Consider the following 15960-nt stretch of genomic DNA (forward strand, 5'->3'; position numbering starts at 1 on the left):
AACTCACCGCACTGACAAAAAAAGGCATTGGCTTCCCCGATCATCCAAACCTGAAAACCGCGCTTGGAATCGCCACCCCGAACTTGGTGCATCGCTGGAGAAAGGCCGGTGCGGCGGGCCAGATTCCCGGCTATGCCACCCACATTGAAGGCGTCACAAAAGCTGCACAGTACGTCAAATACGGTGGCTGGATCGGCACGGCCGTCGGTGGCGGAGCTTCAGCTCTTAAGGTTCAAGGCGTTTGCGCAGAAGGTAATGCAGAAACCTGTGAAAAGGTGAAATTCACCGAAGCCGGGAGCTTTGTTGGTGGAATCGCTGGTGGTGCTACAGCTGGTTTGATTTTAAGTGGCTCTACTGCTGGCACTATATGCGTCGCTTTAGGAGCGCCAACTGCCGGATTAGGTGCACTTGCATGTGGCCTCGTGGTCGTCGGATTAGGTTCTTATGCAGCAGGAGATGGTGGTGGAGAACTGGGCAAGGCGATAGGTGAAAGGATTTACGAGGTTGCCAAGTGAGTCTCGCCACCTCTGACAAAATATTCCTTTGTATCGGCTTAATCGATCTTGGTGGGCTGTTTATTGTACTTGGCGTCGCACTACATCTTGCCTACACCAAGATGGACTTAATGTTGAGTCACTTAAAAAACTGTCCTGCGGTGATGATTCGAGCTCCTTTTAAAAACGGAGGCCCTTGGGGAAGATTGTTTTTACTGGGCGGAATAATGGGTGTGGTAACTACGCCTCGCATCTACCTCCGCGATGGGGGTGCTAGTGCGGAAGATCTGAAGAGTTTTCCTGCTCACTTAAAACGCAAACTCACAATTTTGCAGCGAGCCACTTGGGGATTCCTATTCGTAATGTTTGGGTTGGCAGCAGTAACCAAGCTAGGCCTTATCTAAACAAAAACTAGATCTCGTATAGCGATCAGGCACGACTGACAAGTCGTCGCGAAGGAAATGGTTAAATGACGAAGTCACAAACAAAAATATGTAATAGCTGCCACACACCCAACAATACTAAAACATCCAACCTCAAATATGGAAACTGCCTTTCGTGTCGGCAAAAATCTCACCAACGCGCCACTCGAGATACATTACCACTCAAGCCACAAACAATATTAGTTCTAATATTCAGCACTGCAGCCTTGGCCCTCATCGCGATATCCGCCCGCTCAGTTTATCGCCAACATATCGTATTCCCCTACCCCCAGCGCGGCCGAGCTCTCTGGTACGAGTTCACTAAGCTGGAAGTAGCAATCCCCGTAATGGTCCTGCTTCTGCTCGCAACAGGATTATTTGCAACAGCTATAGTTACCGCCAATTACAACAAGCGCTTCAACTCAAAACCGTACAAAAAAACAATAATATACAGCTTCTGCATAGGCTGGCTTTTACATTGGTTCTCTATCTTTTTCGGCCACAAAATTACCTGAATATTGAGCCATGCTTATAGAGGTCGTTCTTTAAATTTCTAAGAACGACCTCATTACCTATGCGTTAATGCGGCTCATCAAAACTCAATCCGCACATCACCCTTCGGCACGCTGCAGCACGAGAGGATGTATCCCTCGGCCTCGTCTTCTTCGGTAATCCCGCCGTTGTGCTCCATGTCGACTTCCCCGCCCAGCTTCATCACTTTGCAGGTGCCGCAAATACCCATGCCGCAGGCTTTCGGGATCAGCAGGCCAAGCTTGGCGGCGGCGGCGTGGACGGTTTCGCCCGGTGCGACGCGAATGCTTTTGCCGGAGGCGGTGAATTCCACCTGGTGCAGGTCGGCGACGTCGATTTGCGGGGCGTCGGCCGCTTGTTCGGCGTGTTCCACGGCGTCGGCGCGCGCTTCCGGTGGGGTCGCGCCGAAGGATTCTTCGTGGTAACGCGACATGTCGAAGCCGCTGGCTTCCAGCAGGCGCTTGACCGCGTTCATGTACGGCGTCGGGCCGCAGCAGAAGACTTCGCGCTCCATGAAGTCCGGCGCCATCAACTCAAGCATTTTGTGGTTCAGGTAACCGCGATAACCGGCCCAGGGCTCACCCATCCCATGTTTCTCGCAGATCAGGTGCAGGCTGAAGTTTTCGATCCGCGATGCCATGTGTTCCAGCTCGCGGTGATAAATGATGTCTTTGGGCGAGCGGGCGCTGTGGATAAACACCATGTCGACATTGCCGTTGGTGTCGTAGAACCAGCGGGCCATGGACATCACCGGGGTGATCCCGACGCCGCCGCTGAGGTAGAGCACTTTCGGCGCGGTGAAGTCCATGGCGTTGAACAGCCCGACCGGGCCGTGTACCGCCAGTTCCTGGCCTTCATGCAAGGTGTCGTGCAGCCAGTTGGACACCTTGCCACCCGGCACGCGTTTAATGGTGACCGAAAAGCTGTACGGCACCGAAGGCGAGCTGGAAATGGTATAGGAGCGCATGATCGGCACGCCGTCGATTTCCAGCTCCAGGGTGACGAACTGCCCAGGCTTGAAAAAGAACAGAATGGGCTGATCGGCCATAAAACAGAAGGTGCGCACATCCCAGGTTTCCTGGATGACTTTGACGCAACGGACGATGTGCCGACCATTGGCCCAGGTCTGGGTTGTTACCGGGTTCAGGAAGCTGTTGGACATGCGAGTCTCCACGGCCGACTGTCGGCCTCATGTTGTCAATTCTGCGTAAGGTGCAGTGCGACCACTTACCTATCTACGACATTCACATACTTATCGCGACCAGCCCCCAACCACCGGGGGTTGCGCGTCGGGAACAGATTGGGCCATGTCGCCCATAGATAAGGTTCCGGATGCGCACGACCGCACACTCGCTTCAACAGATAACAGCTATTTTATTAGCCTTGCGTAGCACCCGACCTGATTAGCCACTTTCGCCGGCCACACAGAATGGCCATGAGGACTTAAACGATGGACGTCACCGCAACCCTGAGCTTGGGCGATCCGCTGGAACCCGCTCGCAAGGCCACCGCAGAGATGCTGCAAACCCGCGAGCGGACTTTTTCTTTGCCGCAGCCGTTTTACTCTGATGAGCGACTGTTCGATATCGATATGCAGGAGATCTTCCAGAAAGAGTGGTTGATCGCCGGCATGACCTGCGAAATCCCGGCCAAGGGCAACTTCCTGACCCTGCAGATCGGCAAGAACCCGATCATCGTCATTCGTGGCGCTGAAGGTCAGGTCCATGCGTTCCACAACGTTTGCCGCCACCGCGGTTCGCGGCTGTGCACCAGCGAGAAAGGCAAGGTCGCCAAGCTGGTTTGCCACTATCACCAGTGGACTTACGAGCTGGATGGTCGCCTGCTGTTCGCCGGTACCGAAATGGGTGCTGATTTCGACATGAAGCAGTACGGCCTCAAACCGGTGAATGTGAAGACTGCCGGCGGTTACATCTTTATCAGCCTGGCGGAGAATCCACCGGCCATTGATGATTTCCTGTCGACGCTGAACCATTACATGGAACCGTACGACATGGAAAACACCAAGGTGGCGATTCAGACCACCTTGTTCGAAAAAGCCAACTGGAAGCTGGTGCTGGAAAACAACCGCGAGTGCTATCACTGCAACGCCTCGCACCCGGAACTGCTGAAAACCTTGCTTGAATGGGACGACGTCACCGACCCACGCGCCGATCAGGCGTTCAAGGACCACGTGGCCTCCTCCGCCGCCGCCTGGGAAGCCGAGAAGATTCCTTACGCTCACGCCAGCTTCGGCCTGCGTAACCGCATCGTGCGCATGCCGCTGCTCAAAGGCGCCGTGTCGATGACTATCGATGGCAAGCAAGGCTGCAAAAAACTCATGGGCCGGATCCAGAACCCGGACCTGGGCTCGATGCGCATCCTGCACCTGCCGCACTCGTGGAACCACTGCATGGGCGATCACATCATCGTCTTTACCGTGTGGCCGATCAGTGCCCAGGAAACCATGGTCACCACCAAATGGATCGTGCACAAGGACGCGGTCGAAGGCGTGGATTACGACGTCGAGCGCATGCGTCAGGTCTGGGATGCAACCAACGACCAGGACCGCCGTCTGGCAGAAGAGAACCAGCGCGGGATCAACTCCACCGCCTATCAGCCAGGTCCGTACTCGAAGACCTATGAGTTTGGCGTGGTCAACTTCGTGGACTGGTACAGCGAACGTCTGCTGAACAACCTTGGGGCCGAACCTGCGGCCTACCTCAAGGGCGTTCCAGCACATAGCTAACGTCGCGATGATCGTTCCCACGCTCCCGCGTGGGAATGCCTCACTGGACGCTCTGCGTCCGCTCCAGATTGTGACGCGGAGCGTCACGGGCTGCATTCCCACGCAGAGCGTGGGAACGATCAATCAACGATCAACGCCCACCTCACCACCTCATCCCCCCCAACAACCGCACCCTCAAATATCCGCTCAACCACCCGCTCAGGTTATTCACACCCCCTGCTCGCACCTATGGGCCTTAGAACTGTACGAAATATGATCTATAGCCACAGAGCCTATGCGCAGCAAGGGTCCTGGCGCTTCTCCAACAAGTTATCCACATAGCCACCCACAGTTAATGTGGGCAAGTCGGGATTCACCCACTATTTTCTTCGCACAAACTCAAGAAAAACCGTGACTTATCCAGAAGCAGGGTTTTATGCAGGCGCTGGTTGTTTTTTGATCAGAACCCTACAGAGCACGTTTTATATGGCGTGTAGCGGAAGGCAAACACCTTATCCACAGAAGCGCCAACAGACTTTGGGGGCAACTTGGGATAAACCGCTCTTGCTTGTGGAAAACCGCTAAAAGCCTCGAAATAGTGGGGTTTCAGTGGTGTTTAGCCTGCAAAAAAGGGCAATTGATCGTTTTATGATCAAATCTCTGAAAGCAGCGTTTTACATGGCCTACAGCGGATAGCAAACATCTTATCCACAGAACCGCCAACAGACTTTGGGGGCAAGTATTCACCGGGAGAGGGTTTGCGGATTTCCTTATCCACAGAAAAAAGCGTTGAAAAACGAGGAGTTAGGCTGGGTGTTTTTTGTACAGATGGCTGTAAGCGTTGATTTGTATGGCGTGCAGCGAGGCGCAAACATCTTATCCACAGAAGCGTTAACAGGGATTGTGGGTAAATTCACAAAGCCCTGTCCTTGGGATTTACGTTGGGCTCATGCCTTACGGCCGATACATCAAATAGGCCTCACCCGTGACCCGAATCATCGGATGCGGCGTGATTTGGCAGGTATCGACAATACGAAAGCCATGCCGCTCATAAAACCGACGGGCACCGACGTTCGCAGCATAGTCGATCAAGCTCAAGCCATTGAGCCCCAGCTGGTTGGCGCGATCGTAAGCGTAGGCAAGAAATTGTTGGCCCAAGCCCTGATTGCGCCAGCCTTCATGCAGCGCCAGGCTCGAAATATAGAGGGTGTCGGGGATTTCCATCGTGGCATACGGCGCCAGGACCGGATCGGTGACGGGTGCAGCCTGTGGATCGTGGCGCATCACGTAGCAGTGCAGCATGCCGATGACGCGTCCCTGCGCCTGCGCGATCACACAGTTTTGATAGGAGAAATCGACGTCTTCACGTGCGTAGCGACTGGCACCGACGTCCAGCAAGTCTTGGCCGGGTTGCGCCAGTTGGCTCCAGATGTAATCCGCGGCACCTTCTGATGAAATCTGAAACAAGCGAGCAATCTCCCGCGCATCCGTGCGCAGGGCCGAACGAAATTCAACGGTCATTATTTTCTCCGACGGGATGATAGCGAGCGTGCTTTACGCTCTGCGTTTCAGACAGGCAAAGAGGGACGCGAAGCGTCCCAGGCGGCATTCCCACGCTGAGCGTGGGAACGATCACGGTGTGAAGATCAGCGAACCACACCTTCTTCGATCAGCAACTTGAGAATCGCCTCGGCGCCCTCTTGGGCACTCACGCCCTTGAGCACCTGCCCACCGCCGCCGCTGGCCTTGGCGGTCGCGGCTTTCATGCGATCAGCGCCGCTCTTGGCCTTGATCACCTTCAAGCGTTTTGGACGCGGCTTGGCCGGTTGCAGCGTGGCAACTGCAAGCAGTTCATCGTCGACGACTTCAACTTCATCGGCCTGCAACACCCCACGCCGAGCCGGGCCAAAAGCGCTTTGCCGAGGTTTCGGTGCGGCGTTATCCACAGTCGCAAGAAACGGCAGCTTCACTTTCAGACGCCGACGTTGACCACGAGGCAAGGCTTGCAGCACCAACGCCACCCCGCCTGTGATGGACTCAACCTGAGCCAGGCCCACCACCAGCGGCCAACCCAGACTCTCGGCCAGCAGGAACGGCAGCATGCCCGAGCCCTCGCCGGTTTCCGCCTGGCTGCCGGTCAGGACGACTTGGGCGCCGGCATCACGCAGGTAGTCGGTCAGTGCCGGCAGCGCATCGGCGCCGAGCGGTTGCTCCAGCACATGCAATTGCTCCAGCCCCATGCCCAGATACGCCCGCAAGGCAGGTTCGGCGACGTCACCGGCATGCAGTACTTGCAGGTTATCCCCAGCCAGTTGCAAGCCCATTTCGACCGCCCGAGCGTCCTGTTCAGCACGCCGAGGGCGCCCTGAAGTCGGGTGGGCACCGATGGACACCAGGCTGATCACATTCGTACTCATAACCCTATCCTTCCCTTAAGCCGCATCGCGCTTGGCTTCGTTGCGGTAAGCCTCTACCGCCGCGATCAAGGCTTGAAGAATCGCCGCGCTTTCGCCGATCACCGACAGGTCGGCGCGTTTGATCATGTCGCAACCCGGATCGAGGTTGATCGCCACCACCTTGTCGCAGGCACCAATGCCTTGCAGGTGCTGGATCGCCCCGGAAATCCCCACCGCCACATAGACCCGCGCCGTGACCCAGGTACCACTGGCACCGACCTGACGGTCGCGGGCCATGAAGCCATCGTCCACCGCCACCCGTGAAGCACCTTCGGTAGCCCCGAGCGCTGCAGCCGTCTTGTGGAACAGCGGCCAGTCCTTGACCCCGTTGCCGCCGGAGAAAATGAATTCGGCTTCGGCCATGGGAATGGCCGCCGGATCGACCGCCACCGCACCGAGGTCTTCGATGCGCGACAAACTGCGAACAACCGCTGTGGATAACTCCACCGGCAAGGCTTCGTGACGGGTTTCGCTGACCGGTTCAGCGCATTCGGCAGCCGCCAGAATCAAGCGCGCTACTGGCCGTGCAAGGTCCTGCAGACCCGCACCGGCGCGGCCGATGCACTCCTCGCCCTTGACCTGCCAAACCCGCGTAGCCGGGCGTTCGCCCAGAGCCGCAGCGAAGCGTCGACCCAGCTCGCCACCACCGCTGCGGCTGTCTGGCAACAGCCAGTGCCGTGGGTTGAACTGGTTATCCACAGCCCGCAGGCCCTGGACCCGTTGTTCCGGTGCATAACCGCTGAACTCACTGCCCTCGAGCACCAGCAAGCGGTCGACGCCAGCCGTGGCGAAAGCATTTTCTTTGTGTTCGCCGAAGACCACGGCCAGCACCGCACCGTCGTTGCCGGCCAGCTGATGGGCCAGACCCAGCAGATCGCGGTCGTGGCTGCTCAAACGGCCGCCGACCATGTCCGGTACGACGCTGATGTAGAACGCCGGTTGCGCTACGTGATGCAGCGGCAATTGCACTTCCACCGCAGCCGAACGCTTGGCCGCGCCACCCTGTTGGGCGCCGCTGCGGTCGATACGTTTGATCCCGTTAGGACCGATGAAACCCATGCCGTGAGGATTCTTGCGAATGATGCCGTTAGGCCCCATCCAGCTGTGTTGCACCGGCTGCATGGCCGCGTGCAACGGGTGCAGACGGTTGCGGGCGATCCATTCAGCGCGAGGGTCGCGGCGGATAATGTCGCTCATCAGTGGGCCTCCGCAGGTTCACGTTTCGCCGGCTTTGACGGCTTGCCTGGCGCCGCGTCTTCGAGCAGCGCATCAGCCACCAGTTCGGCAATGTCCTTGATCAGCGGCCGTGGCTCAACCACGCCCTCAAGCATCGCGGTGCACTGTGGACAACCCACGGCCACCAGCTCGGCGCCGGTTTCGCGGATGTCTTCCATGCGCATGTCAGGGATCCGTTGCTTGCCAGGAATGTCGGTGATCGGCGCACCGCCGCCACCGCCACAGCAGCGTGAGCGGAAACCGGAGCGTTGCATTTCCTTGATCTCGATCCCCAACGCCCGCAGCACTTCGCGCGGCGCCTCGTACTCGCCGTTATAGCGGCCGAGGTAGCAAGGATCGTGATAGGTCACGCTGGTGCCTTTGTGCTGGCCGAGGTTGAGCGCGCCAGCATCAATGATTTCTGCCATGTAGGTGCTGTGGTGCTGCACCACGTAGTTGCCGTCAAAGGCGCCGTATTCGTTTTTCAGTACATGGAAACTGTGGGGGTCGCAGGTGACGATGCGGTTGAAGCTGTATTTGGCCAGGGTCTGGATATTGCGTTTGGCCAACAGCTGGAAGGTTGCTTCATCGCCCAGACGGCGGGCCACGTCGCCGCTGTCGCGCTCTTCAAGACCCAGCACTGCGAAGTCGACCTTGGCCGCTTTCAGCACTTTGACGAAGGCGCGCAAGGTGCGCTGGTTGCGCATATCGAACGCGCCGTCGCCGACCCAGAACAGCACGTCGGTGGTTTTCTTGTCGCTGAGCAGATTGAGGTTCAGGTCCGCCGCCCAGTTCATCCGGCCGCCCGGGGCGAAACCGCCAGGGTTGTCGGTGGCGATCAGGTTTTCCAGGACTTCAGCGCCCTTGTTCGGGGTGGCGCCTTTTTCCAGGGTCAGGTGACGACGCATGTCGACGATGGCGTCGACGTGCTCGATCATCATCGGGCACTCCTCGACGCAAGCGCGGCACGTGGTGCAGGACCACAAAGTTTCAGCGTCCACCAGACCGTTGACGATCGGCTGATGCGGATTGCCGCCGTGTTCGCCGATCGGTTTTCCACTGCCGTCAAGGGATGGATAGGGGCTGCCGGCGAATTTGGCGTCGGTGCCACCAGCCAGGCCGACCACCATGTCCTGAATCAGTTTTTTCGGGTTCAACGGCTGGCCGGCGGCAAAGGCCGGGCACGCGGCTTCGCATTTACCGCACTGCACGCAGGCGTCGAAGCCAAGCAGTTGGTTCCAGGTGAAATCCTTGGGTTTTTCCACACCGAGCGGCGCGTTCGGATCGTTGAGATCCAGCGGCTTCAAACCGGTGGAGCGACCGCCACCGAAACGCTCGGCACGGCGGTGCCAGGCCAAGTGCAGCGCACCGGCGAAGGCGTGCTTCATCGGCCCGCCCCAGGTCATGCCCAGGAACATTTCCGACACGCCCCACAGCACGCCCAGACCGAGCACGGCGGCCAGCAGCCAGCCACCGAAGTCCGCAGGGAGAATGCCGGCCACTGGCAACGTCGCCAGGAAGAAGCTGATGGAAAACGCCATCAGGCTTTTTGGCAGGCGCATCCACGGGCCTTTCGACAGCCGTGCCGGCGGGTTGCGCCGACGCAGGGCAACGAAGATCGCGCCGACGAACATCAGTACCGAGGCGAACAGCAAGGCGTAACCGAGGATACGGTTATGCAGGCCAAAACCGTGGACCAGAATCGCCAGCACGGCAGCCAGCACAAAGCCGCCAGCCGTGGCGACGTGGGTGTTGGCAATGTATTTGTCCCGCGCCACGACATGGTGCAGATCGACCATGTAGCGCTTGGGCATGGCAAACAGGCCGCCGATCAGGTCGACCTTGGAAGCTCGGCCCTGGCGCCACATAGCCACCCGCCGCAACGCGCCCAGGACAGCCAGGCCCAGGGCAGCGAACAACAGGATGGGAAGAAGGGTGTTTAACATGTGGAGCTCCCAAAGACCTCGGGGTCTTGCAGGCCTAACTACCTGGATGCCTTGCTCGATTCCTGTGGGAGCGGGCTTGCCCGCGAAGCTTTTAGCGGCTTCGATGGCCTCTTCGCGGGCAAGCCCGCTCCCACAGGGTTATCCACAAGCTCTTAGAAATCCTTGCACAACCGCAGCGCGTCATAGATAGCAGCGTGCGTATTGCGCTGGGCCACGCAGTCGCCGATGCGGAACAGCAAGTAGCCGTCACCCGCCTGGCTCAACGAAGGCTGGGGCTTGATCGCGAACAGGGCGTCGATGTCCATCTGGCCCTTGTTGCGCGAACCTTCCTTCAGCGCGTAGTAGATTTCTTCGTCAGGACGCACGCCGTTTTCCACCACCACCTGGTCGACCACCCGCTCCTCTTTGGCGCCGGTGTACTCGTTTTCCAGCACTGCGATCAGCTTGTCGCCCTCGCGGTAGACCTTCTCGAGCATCATGTCGCCGGTCATGATCACTTCTTTGGGGTACATGCTGCGGTAGTAAGTCGGGAACGACGTACCGCCGATGGCCACGCCCGGTTTGATGTCGTCGGTGACGATCTCGACCTGGCTGCCTTTGTCGGCAAGGAAGTCGGCAACCGACATCCCGGTGAACTCACAAATGGTGTCGTAGACCAGCACGTTCTTGCCCGGCGCAACTTTGCCGTCCAACACGTCCCAGCTGCTGACTACCAGGCCTTCGGCCGCGCCCCAATGCTCGTTCTGCTCCAGGAACGGATGGCCGCCAACGGCGAGCACCACCACATCCGGACGCAGGTCGAGAATGGTCGCCGCATCTGCTGCCACGCCCAAGCGCAGGTCGACTTTCAGCCTCGCTAGCTCAAGCTGGAACCAGCGGGTGATGCCGGCAATCTGGTCCCGCTGCGGGGCTTTCGACGCGGTGGTGATTTGCCCACCGATGAATTCTTTCTTTTCGAACAGGGTCACGTCGTGGCCACGTTCGGCCGAGACGCGAGCGGCTTCCATCCCGGCAGGACCGGCACCGACCACCACCACCTTGCGTTTCACACCGGTCGATTTCTCGATGATGTGCGGCACACCCATGTATTCACGGGAGGTCGCGGCGTTCTGGATGCACAGCACATCCAGGCCCTGGTACTGACGGTCGATGCAATAGTTGGCACCGACACATTGTCTGATCTGGTCGACCTGACCCATCTTGATCTTGGCGATAAAGTGCGGGTCCGCAATGTGGGCACGGGTCATGCCGACCATGTCGACGTAGCCGCCTTCCAGAATCCGCGTGGCCTGGTTCGGGTCCTTGATGTTCTGCGCGTGCAGCACCGGGGCCTTGACCACTTCTTTGATACCGGCCGCCAAGTGCAGGAACGGCTCCGGTGGATAACTCATGTTGGGGATAACGTTGGCCAGGGTGTTGTGAGTGTCACACCCCGAACCGACCACACCGATAAAGTCGAGCATGCCGGTGTCGTCGTAGTACTTGGCGATCTGCTTCATGTCCTCATGGCTCAGGCCATCAGGATGGAACTCGTCGCCGCACAGACGGATGCCGACGCAGAAGTCCGGACCGACTTCCTTGCGCACAGCCTTGAGCACTTCCAGACCGAAACGCATGCGGTTCTCGAAGCTACCGCCCCATTCGTCGGTACGTTTGTTGACTCGCGGGCTCCAGAACTGGTCGATCATGTGCTGGTGCACAGCGGACAACTCAATGCCGTCCAGACCGCCGGCCTTGGCCCGCCCGGCAGCGGTGGCGTAGTTGCCAATCACCCGCCAGATTTCTTCCGGCTCAATGGTTTTGCAGGTCGCGCGGTGCACCGGTTCACGGATACCCGACGGCGACAGCAGGGTCGGCCAATGCTCGCCATCCCAGCGCGAACGACGGCCCATGTGGGTAATCTGAATCATGATCTTGGCGCCATGCTTGTGCATGGCGTCGGCCAGATTCTGGAAGTGCGGAATGATCCGGTCGTCGGCCAGGTTGACCGATTTCCACCAGCCTTGCGGGCTGTCGATGGCCACGCTGGAAGAACCGCCGCAAATCGCCAGGCCGATCCCGCCCTTGGCTTTCTCTTCGTAATACTTGATGTACCGATCAGTGGTCATGCCGCCGTCGGTGGCGTAGACCTCGGCATGCGCAGTGCTGAGCACGCGGTTGCGGATAGTCAGTTTGCCGATTTGAATCGGTTGAAACATTGCTTCGAAAGCCATGGCGGGTTCCTCGACTTACAACGGCTTGACGGTGAACAAGCCGTCGTCGTGGCCTTCTTCGGAGCCACCGTAAACCTGTTCTGCAACGGTACGGATCGAGCTGCCACGGGCCTGAAGAATCTGGTCCATGGCGCCGGCGAACCAGCCTGTGAACATGTAGTCGACCTTGCGGCCAACCTTGCCGTACACGTAGACAAATGCCGAGTGCTCGAGCTTGACGCTGGCGGTGCCTTTTTCCAGGTCGATGTCCTGGATCTTGAACAGACCCCAGCCGCGTTGCGACAGGCGCTTCATGTAGTGCTCGAACACCGCGACGCCTTCCAGGCCGTGGCATTCCGCTTCTTTCTCGCACCAGTGCCAGGCAGATTTGTAGCCGGCCTTGTAGAGAATTTCGGCGTAAGCGTCGGCGCCCAGCACTTCTTCGATGCCCATGTGGTTATTTACGAAGAAATGACGCGGCACGTACAGCATCGGCAGGGCGTCTGAGGTCCAGACACCGGTTTCGCTGTCGACTTCGATAGGCAATTGCGGGGCGATCTTAGCCATGGAAACTTAACTCCAGAAAATTCGTTTTGTTGCCCTCTGCACAGACGGCAGAGGGAAATGGATTTGGTGTGGAGGGCTTATTCGCCCCAGACATCCTTGAGGACGTTGACCCAGTTTTCGCCCATGATCTTGCGCACCACATGCTCAGGGTGACCGCGCTTGAGCAGGGTCTCGGTGAGGTTCGGGAACTCGCCCACGGTGCGGATGCCCAGCGGGTTGATGATCTTGCCGAAACTGGTCAGACGACGGGCGTAGCCCTTGTCGTGGGTCAGCATTTCAAAGAAATCCTGACCATGGCCCTGGGTGAAGTCGGTACCGATACCGATCGCGTCTTCACCGACGATGTTCATGGTGTATTCGATGGCTTCGGCGTAGTCGTCGATGGTCGAATCGATGCCCTTGGCCAGGAACGGTGCGAACATGGTCACACCGACGAAACCGCCGTGGTCGGCAATGAACTTCAGCTCTGCGTCAGACTTGTTGCGCGGGTGCTCTTTGAGACCCGACGGCAGGCAGTGGGAATAGCAGACTGGCTTCTTGGATTCGAGAATCACTTCTTCGGAGGTTTTCGAACCCACGTGGGACAGGTCGCACATGATGCCGACACGGTTCATCTCGGCGACAATTTCACGGCCGAAGCCCGACAAGCCGCCATCACGCTCGTAGCAACCGGTGCCAACGAGGTTCTGGGTGTTGTAGCACATCTGTACCACACCAACCCCGAGCTGCTTGAAGATCTCGACGTAGCCGAGCTGGTCTTCAAACGCATGGGCGTTCTGGAAGCCGAAGATGATCCCGGTCTTGCCCTGTTCCTTGGCGCGACGGATGTCGGCGGTGGTTTTCACCGGGATCACCAGGTCGCTGTTCTCGCGAATCAGTTTCTGACTGGCGGCAATGTTATTAATGGTGGCCTGGAAGCCCTCCCACACCGACACGGTGCAGTTGGCCGCGGTCAGACCGCCCTTGCGCATGTCTTCAAACAGCTCACGGTTCCACTTGGCAATGATCAGCCCGTCGATAACGATGCTGTCGGCGTGCAATTCGGCTGGGCTCATCAGGCTGTCCCCTATTAGCGATTCATGCGCCGAATCGTCTGCCGGCGCTTTGGGGTCAGCATATGCCTGAGGGCTGGGGCAGCCGGGTGCAAAAACGACAGGGGAATTGCCGAAAGCGTCAATCCGCGACAAAGGGTCTCACCAAGGGCCATTTGCCCGTCTGTTCTTTAGTCGGCGCTTGGGCCAGAATTCGCCACATCACTGAATTGTAGGGCGACTTAATGAAATCGATCTTCCTGGCTTTGGCACTGATAGCGACCGGCGTACAGGCGGCGGAAGAAACCGAGAGCACGCCGTGCGATGCGGTGGAAAACGACCAACAGACGGTGGAATGCTCGGCCTACAGCAAAACCACCGCCGAACAGTTGCTCAACGACAACTACAAAAGCCTGGTCGAGCGCATGCAGGCGCTCTACGCCAACAACAAAACCCAGCTCAACGACATCACCACCAAACTCAAAACCGCCCAGCAACAGTGGCTGAAACTGCGCGATGCCGATTGCGCGGTCGAGGCCTTCCCTGCCACGGTGGGTAGCAAGGCTTACACCATTGCGCAAAACGACTGTGTGGCGCGGATGAGCGACGAACGGTCGGAGTTTTTGGAGACGGTTGGGCAGGAGTGAGGTTTGGCTTGACCGAGAATCTTCGACAGCCTGGCAATTGTCTTCGCAATAGAGCGAACAACGCACAATCGAACGAAACTCAAAGGATTCAAATGAAAATCTGCGGCATCGAAATCAAAGGCAGCGAAGCGATCATTGCCGTTGCCTCCCTCGACAATCAGGTGCTGAGCCACCTTGCCATCGCCACCAAAAAAATCGCCCTCGAAGACGACGATGAAGCCGCCAACGTCAAAGCCTTCGCCACGCAAGTGGCCGCGTTTGTCCGCGACAACGGCATCGAGCGGATTGCCATCAAGAAACGCAGCAAAAAAGGCGAATTCGCCGGCGGCCCGACTACGTTCAAGATCGAAGGTGTATTCCAGCTACTGGAAAACTGCGAAGTGATCCTGCTCTCGCCCCAGACCATCAATGCGCAGAACAAGAAGTTCGACTTTGCACTGCCAGCAACGCTGAACAAATATCAGCATGAGGCGTTCAAGGCTGCGTGCTCGGCGTTGATGAAGAAGTAAACCTAGTTGCCCTTCTGCCCGTGATAGTGCTTGAGCCAATCGGCAAACGATTTGTCCTCAAGCGCATAGGCCCCGCGATTCGACTTCCAGACCAGTTCCTTCTCACGAAGGGCATCAATGCAGGCCTGAATCGTCTGGGTACCAGGTACCACATCACTGCCCATCGCCTCCAGGGTTTTGCCCACCGCCAACACGGTCGCGTCGGTAAAGGGAGCAAAGGGTTCATTGCTCTGCGAGCGATCGACCATGACGTTCAGCACCGCCCGCTGAGGTATGGTCAGGGCGTTCCAGGCGCTTTCGAATTCGGTCCAGACGCCGGCACGCAGCAGTTCAGCGCTATTGCGCAGTAACTCACTCAGATTGCTTGCTTCGCCCAGCTCCAGAGCAACCTCACCGATGATGCTTCGCAGCATTTCCGGCCGACGTCCTACCAATTCAAAGGCTTCATCAATGTCTTCGGCGGCGAACTGGTTGGTCTGCGCCAAGTGAGCATTCAGATGGACGGTATAAGCTTTGGTGAATTCTTTACCCAATAGCGGGAACGGCGTAATGCTCGACCCATAGAACGGCTGGTTTCGACTGAGTACCAGATGGGCGAGTTTGTCGCGATTGGAACCGGTGAATACCAGACGCAGGCCGCTGGAGTCGCCTTCGCGACCCTGATTGAGCTGGTCCCGAGCGGCCTTGAGACCGAACATGGCATTGACCCCTGCTTCGGTTGTCAACGCATGCTGTGCTTCGTCAATGACCAGAACCACCGTCTTGCCGGCCGCGTTATGTAGAAGCTCCAGGGCTTGAGTCAATGTTGCGCCTTCCGGCAACTGAGGTTTGCTGAAGTCCCAAGACAGCGTGCGCAGGAAGCTGAGTTTCTCGATACCCATGGACTTGGCCAGTTTGCGAATGCCTTTCTCGTAGGTCACCAACGCCCCGGCGATGGCCGCAGCGATCAGATCTGCGGGGTCTTTTTCTTTATTGGCCCAGAGGTCGACGTAGACCGCTAGCCAGCCTCGATTTTCGCATTCAGGAATAAAGTCTTCGCGCAGGAAGGTACTTTTACCTGTGCGGCGCGGCGCGGCCAGAAACAGGCCTGAGGTGTAATCCTGAATTCCGGAACCAACCAGCCCATCGGCAATATTGAGAGCCAGGCTTGGGCGACGGAACACAAAACCGGTGCTTTTCGACATGGTTTTATACTCAATTATTGAAAATACTATAATTTATAGTC

14 protein-coding genes and 1 pseudogene are annotated in these 15960 nt (G+C 58.0%); 6 read left to right on the forward strand and 9 right to left on the reverse strand.

Annotated elements, in window-relative coordinates; translation table 11 throughout:
- From ACN1C3_RS19990 to ACN1C3_RS20000, 3 genes and pseudogenes are all read left to right on the forward strand, one after another.
- Positions 1–515: pseudogene (locus ACN1C3_RS19990) on the forward strand (hypothetical protein); the annotation flags it as partial.
- Positions 512–898, forward strand: a complete 387-nt coding sequence (locus tag ACN1C3_RS19995; protein ID WP_419117495.1) for a hypothetical protein — start codon at positions 512–514, stop codon at positions 896–898. The pseudogene ACN1C3_RS19990 and the gene ACN1C3_RS19995, both read left to right, overlap by 4 nt.
- 65 nt (positions 899–963) lie before the next feature.
- Positions 964–1431: a hypothetical protein gene (locus ACN1C3_RS20000; protein WP_419117496.1), complete on the forward strand. Its 468-nt coding sequence runs from the start codon at positions 964–966 to the stop codon at positions 1429–1431.
- Positions 1432–1508: 77 nt separating this feature from the next.
- Here ACN1C3_RS20000 and gbcB read toward each other — a convergent pair whose 3' ends face one another.
- On the reverse strand, positions 1509–2609 hold the full coding sequence (gbcB, locus tag ACN1C3_RS20005; RefSeq protein WP_419117497.1) for a glycine-betaine demethylase subunit GbcB: 1101 nt from the start codon (positions 2607–2609) through the stop codon (positions 1509–1511).
- A 288-nt stretch (positions 2610–2897) separates the two neighbouring features.
- Between gbcB and gbcA the strand changes: the two genes are divergently transcribed.
- On the forward strand, positions 2898–4193 hold the full coding sequence (gene gbcA, locus ACN1C3_RS20010; RefSeq protein ID WP_419117498.1) for a glycine-betaine demethylase subunit GbcA: 1296 nt from the start codon (positions 2898–2900) through the stop codon (positions 4191–4193).
- A gap of 933 nt (positions 4194–5126) precedes the next feature.
- Here gbcA and ACN1C3_RS20015 read toward each other — a convergent pair.
- The 7 genes from ACN1C3_RS20015 to ACN1C3_RS20045 form a co-directional block, all read right to left on the reverse strand.
- Positions 5127–5693, reverse strand: coding sequence for an N-acetyltransferase family protein (locus tag ACN1C3_RS20015; RefSeq protein WP_419117499.1), 567 nt, complete (start codon positions 5691–5693; stop codon positions 5127–5129).
- Between the two features lie 125 nt (positions 5694–5818).
- Positions 5819–6589, reverse strand: a complete 771-nt coding sequence (locus tag ACN1C3_RS20020; RefSeq protein ID WP_419117500.1) for an electron transfer flavoprotein subunit beta — start codon at positions 6587–6589, stop codon at positions 5819–5821.
- A 15-nt stretch (positions 6590–6604) separates the two neighbouring features.
- A complete protein-coding gene (locus ACN1C3_RS20025) occupies positions 6605–7825 on the reverse strand; it encodes an electron transfer flavoprotein subunit alpha/FixB family protein (RefSeq protein WP_419117501.1) in 1221 nt (406 codons plus the stop codon).
- Positions 7825–9789 (reverse strand): dimethylglycine demethylation protein DgcB, encoded by a 1965-nt coding sequence (gene dgcB / locus ACN1C3_RS20030; RefSeq protein WP_419117502.1) that lies wholly within the window; start codon positions 9787–9789, stop codon positions 7825–7827. Before dgcB ends, ACN1C3_RS20025 begins: the two co-directional genes overlap by 1 nt.
- Before the next feature lie 152 nt (positions 9790–9941).
- Positions 9942–12002: a dimethylglycine demethylation protein DgcA gene (dgcA, locus tag ACN1C3_RS20035; protein WP_419117503.1), complete on the reverse strand. Its 2061-nt coding sequence runs from the start codon at positions 12000–12002 to the stop codon at positions 9942–9944.
- A gap of 15 nt (positions 12003–12017) precedes the next feature.
- The gene (locus ACN1C3_RS20040) at positions 12018–12548 is read right to left on the reverse strand and encodes a DUF5943 domain-containing protein (protein WP_150807153.1); all 531 of its coding nucleotides are present in this window, start codon (positions 12546–12548) and stop codon (positions 12018–12020) included.
- A 77-nt stretch (positions 12549–12625) separates the two neighbouring features.
- The gene (locus ACN1C3_RS20045) at positions 12626–13603 is read right to left on the reverse strand and encodes a dipeptidase (RefSeq protein WP_419117504.1); all 978 of its coding nucleotides are present in this window, start codon (positions 13601–13603) and stop codon (positions 12626–12628) included.
- A gap of 221 nt (positions 13604–13824) precedes the next feature.
- On the opposite strand from ACN1C3_RS20045, the gene ACN1C3_RS20050 reads away from it, so the two are divergent.
- Positions 13825–14226: a lysozyme inhibitor LprI family protein gene (locus ACN1C3_RS20050; protein ID WP_419117505.1), complete on the forward strand. Its 402-nt coding sequence runs from the start codon at positions 13825–13827 to the stop codon at positions 14224–14226.
- A gap of 92 nt (positions 14227–14318) precedes the next feature.
- Positions 14319–14735: a DUF3010 family protein gene (locus tag ACN1C3_RS20055; protein WP_419117506.1), complete on the forward strand. Its 417-nt coding sequence runs from the start codon at positions 14319–14321 to the stop codon at positions 14733–14735.
- A 2-nt stretch (positions 14736–14737) separates the two neighbouring features.
- Here the strand turns inward: ACN1C3_RS20055 and ACN1C3_RS20060 are convergent, their stop codons facing one another.
- The gene (locus ACN1C3_RS20060) at positions 14738–15919 is read right to left on the reverse strand and encodes a hypothetical protein (protein WP_419117507.1); all 1182 of its coding nucleotides are present in this window, start codon (positions 15917–15919) and stop codon (positions 14738–14740) included.
- Positions 15920–15960 lie beyond the last annotated feature (41 nt).

This window comes from Pseudomonas sp. H11T01 (assembly GCF_048515765.1).
GTDB lineage: Bacteria > Pseudomonadota > Gammaproteobacteria > Pseudomonadales > Pseudomonadaceae > Aquipseudomonas.

Coding starts and splice junctions, on each gene's coding strand:
- ACN1C3_RS20000 (WP_419117496.1), top strand. CDS start 964: ATGACGAAGTCACAAACAAAAATATGTAATAGCTGCCACACACCCAAC.
- gbcB (WP_419117497.1), bottom strand. CDS start 2,609: ATGTCCAACAGCTTCCTGAACCCGGTAACAACCCAGACCTGGGCCAAT.
- gbcA (WP_419117498.1), top strand. CDS start 2,898: ATGGACGTCACCGCAACCCTGAGCTTGGGCGATCCGCTGGAACCCGCT.
- ACN1C3_RS20015 (WP_419117499.1), bottom strand. CDS start 5,693: ATGACCGTTGAATTTCGTTCGGCCCTGCGCACGGATGCGCGGGAGATT.
- ACN1C3_RS20020 (WP_419117500.1), bottom strand. CDS start 6,589: ATGAGTACGAATGTGATCAGCCTGGTGTCCATCGGTGCCCACCCGACT.
- ACN1C3_RS20025 (WP_419117501.1), bottom strand. CDS start 7,825: ATGAGCGACATTATCCGCCGCGACCCTCGCGCTGAATGGATCGCCCGC.
- dgcB (WP_419117502.1), bottom strand. CDS start 9,789: ATGTTAAACACCCTTCTTCCCATCCTGTTGTTCGCTGCCCTGGGCCTG.
- dgcA (WP_419117503.1), bottom strand. CDS start 12,002: ATGGCTTTCGAAGCAATGTTTCAACCGATTCAAATCGGCAAACTGACT.
- ACN1C3_RS20040 (WP_150807153.1), bottom strand. CDS start 12,548: ATGGCTAAGATCGCCCCGCAATTGCCTATCGAAGTCGACAGCGAAACC.
- ACN1C3_RS20045 (WP_419117504.1), bottom strand. CDS start 13,603: ATGAGCCCAGCCGAATTGCACGCCGACAGCATCGTTATCGACGGGCTG.
- ACN1C3_RS20050 (WP_419117505.1), top strand. CDS start 13,825: ATGAAATCGATCTTCCTGGCTTTGGCACTGATAGCGACCGGCGTACAG.
- ACN1C3_RS20055 (WP_419117506.1), top strand. CDS start 14,319: ATGAAAATCTGCGGCATCGAAATCAAAGGCAGCGAAGCGATCATTGCC.
- ACN1C3_RS20060 (WP_419117507.1), bottom strand. CDS start 15,919: ATGTCGAAAAGCACCGGTTTTGTGTTCCGTCGCCCAAGCCTGGCTCTC.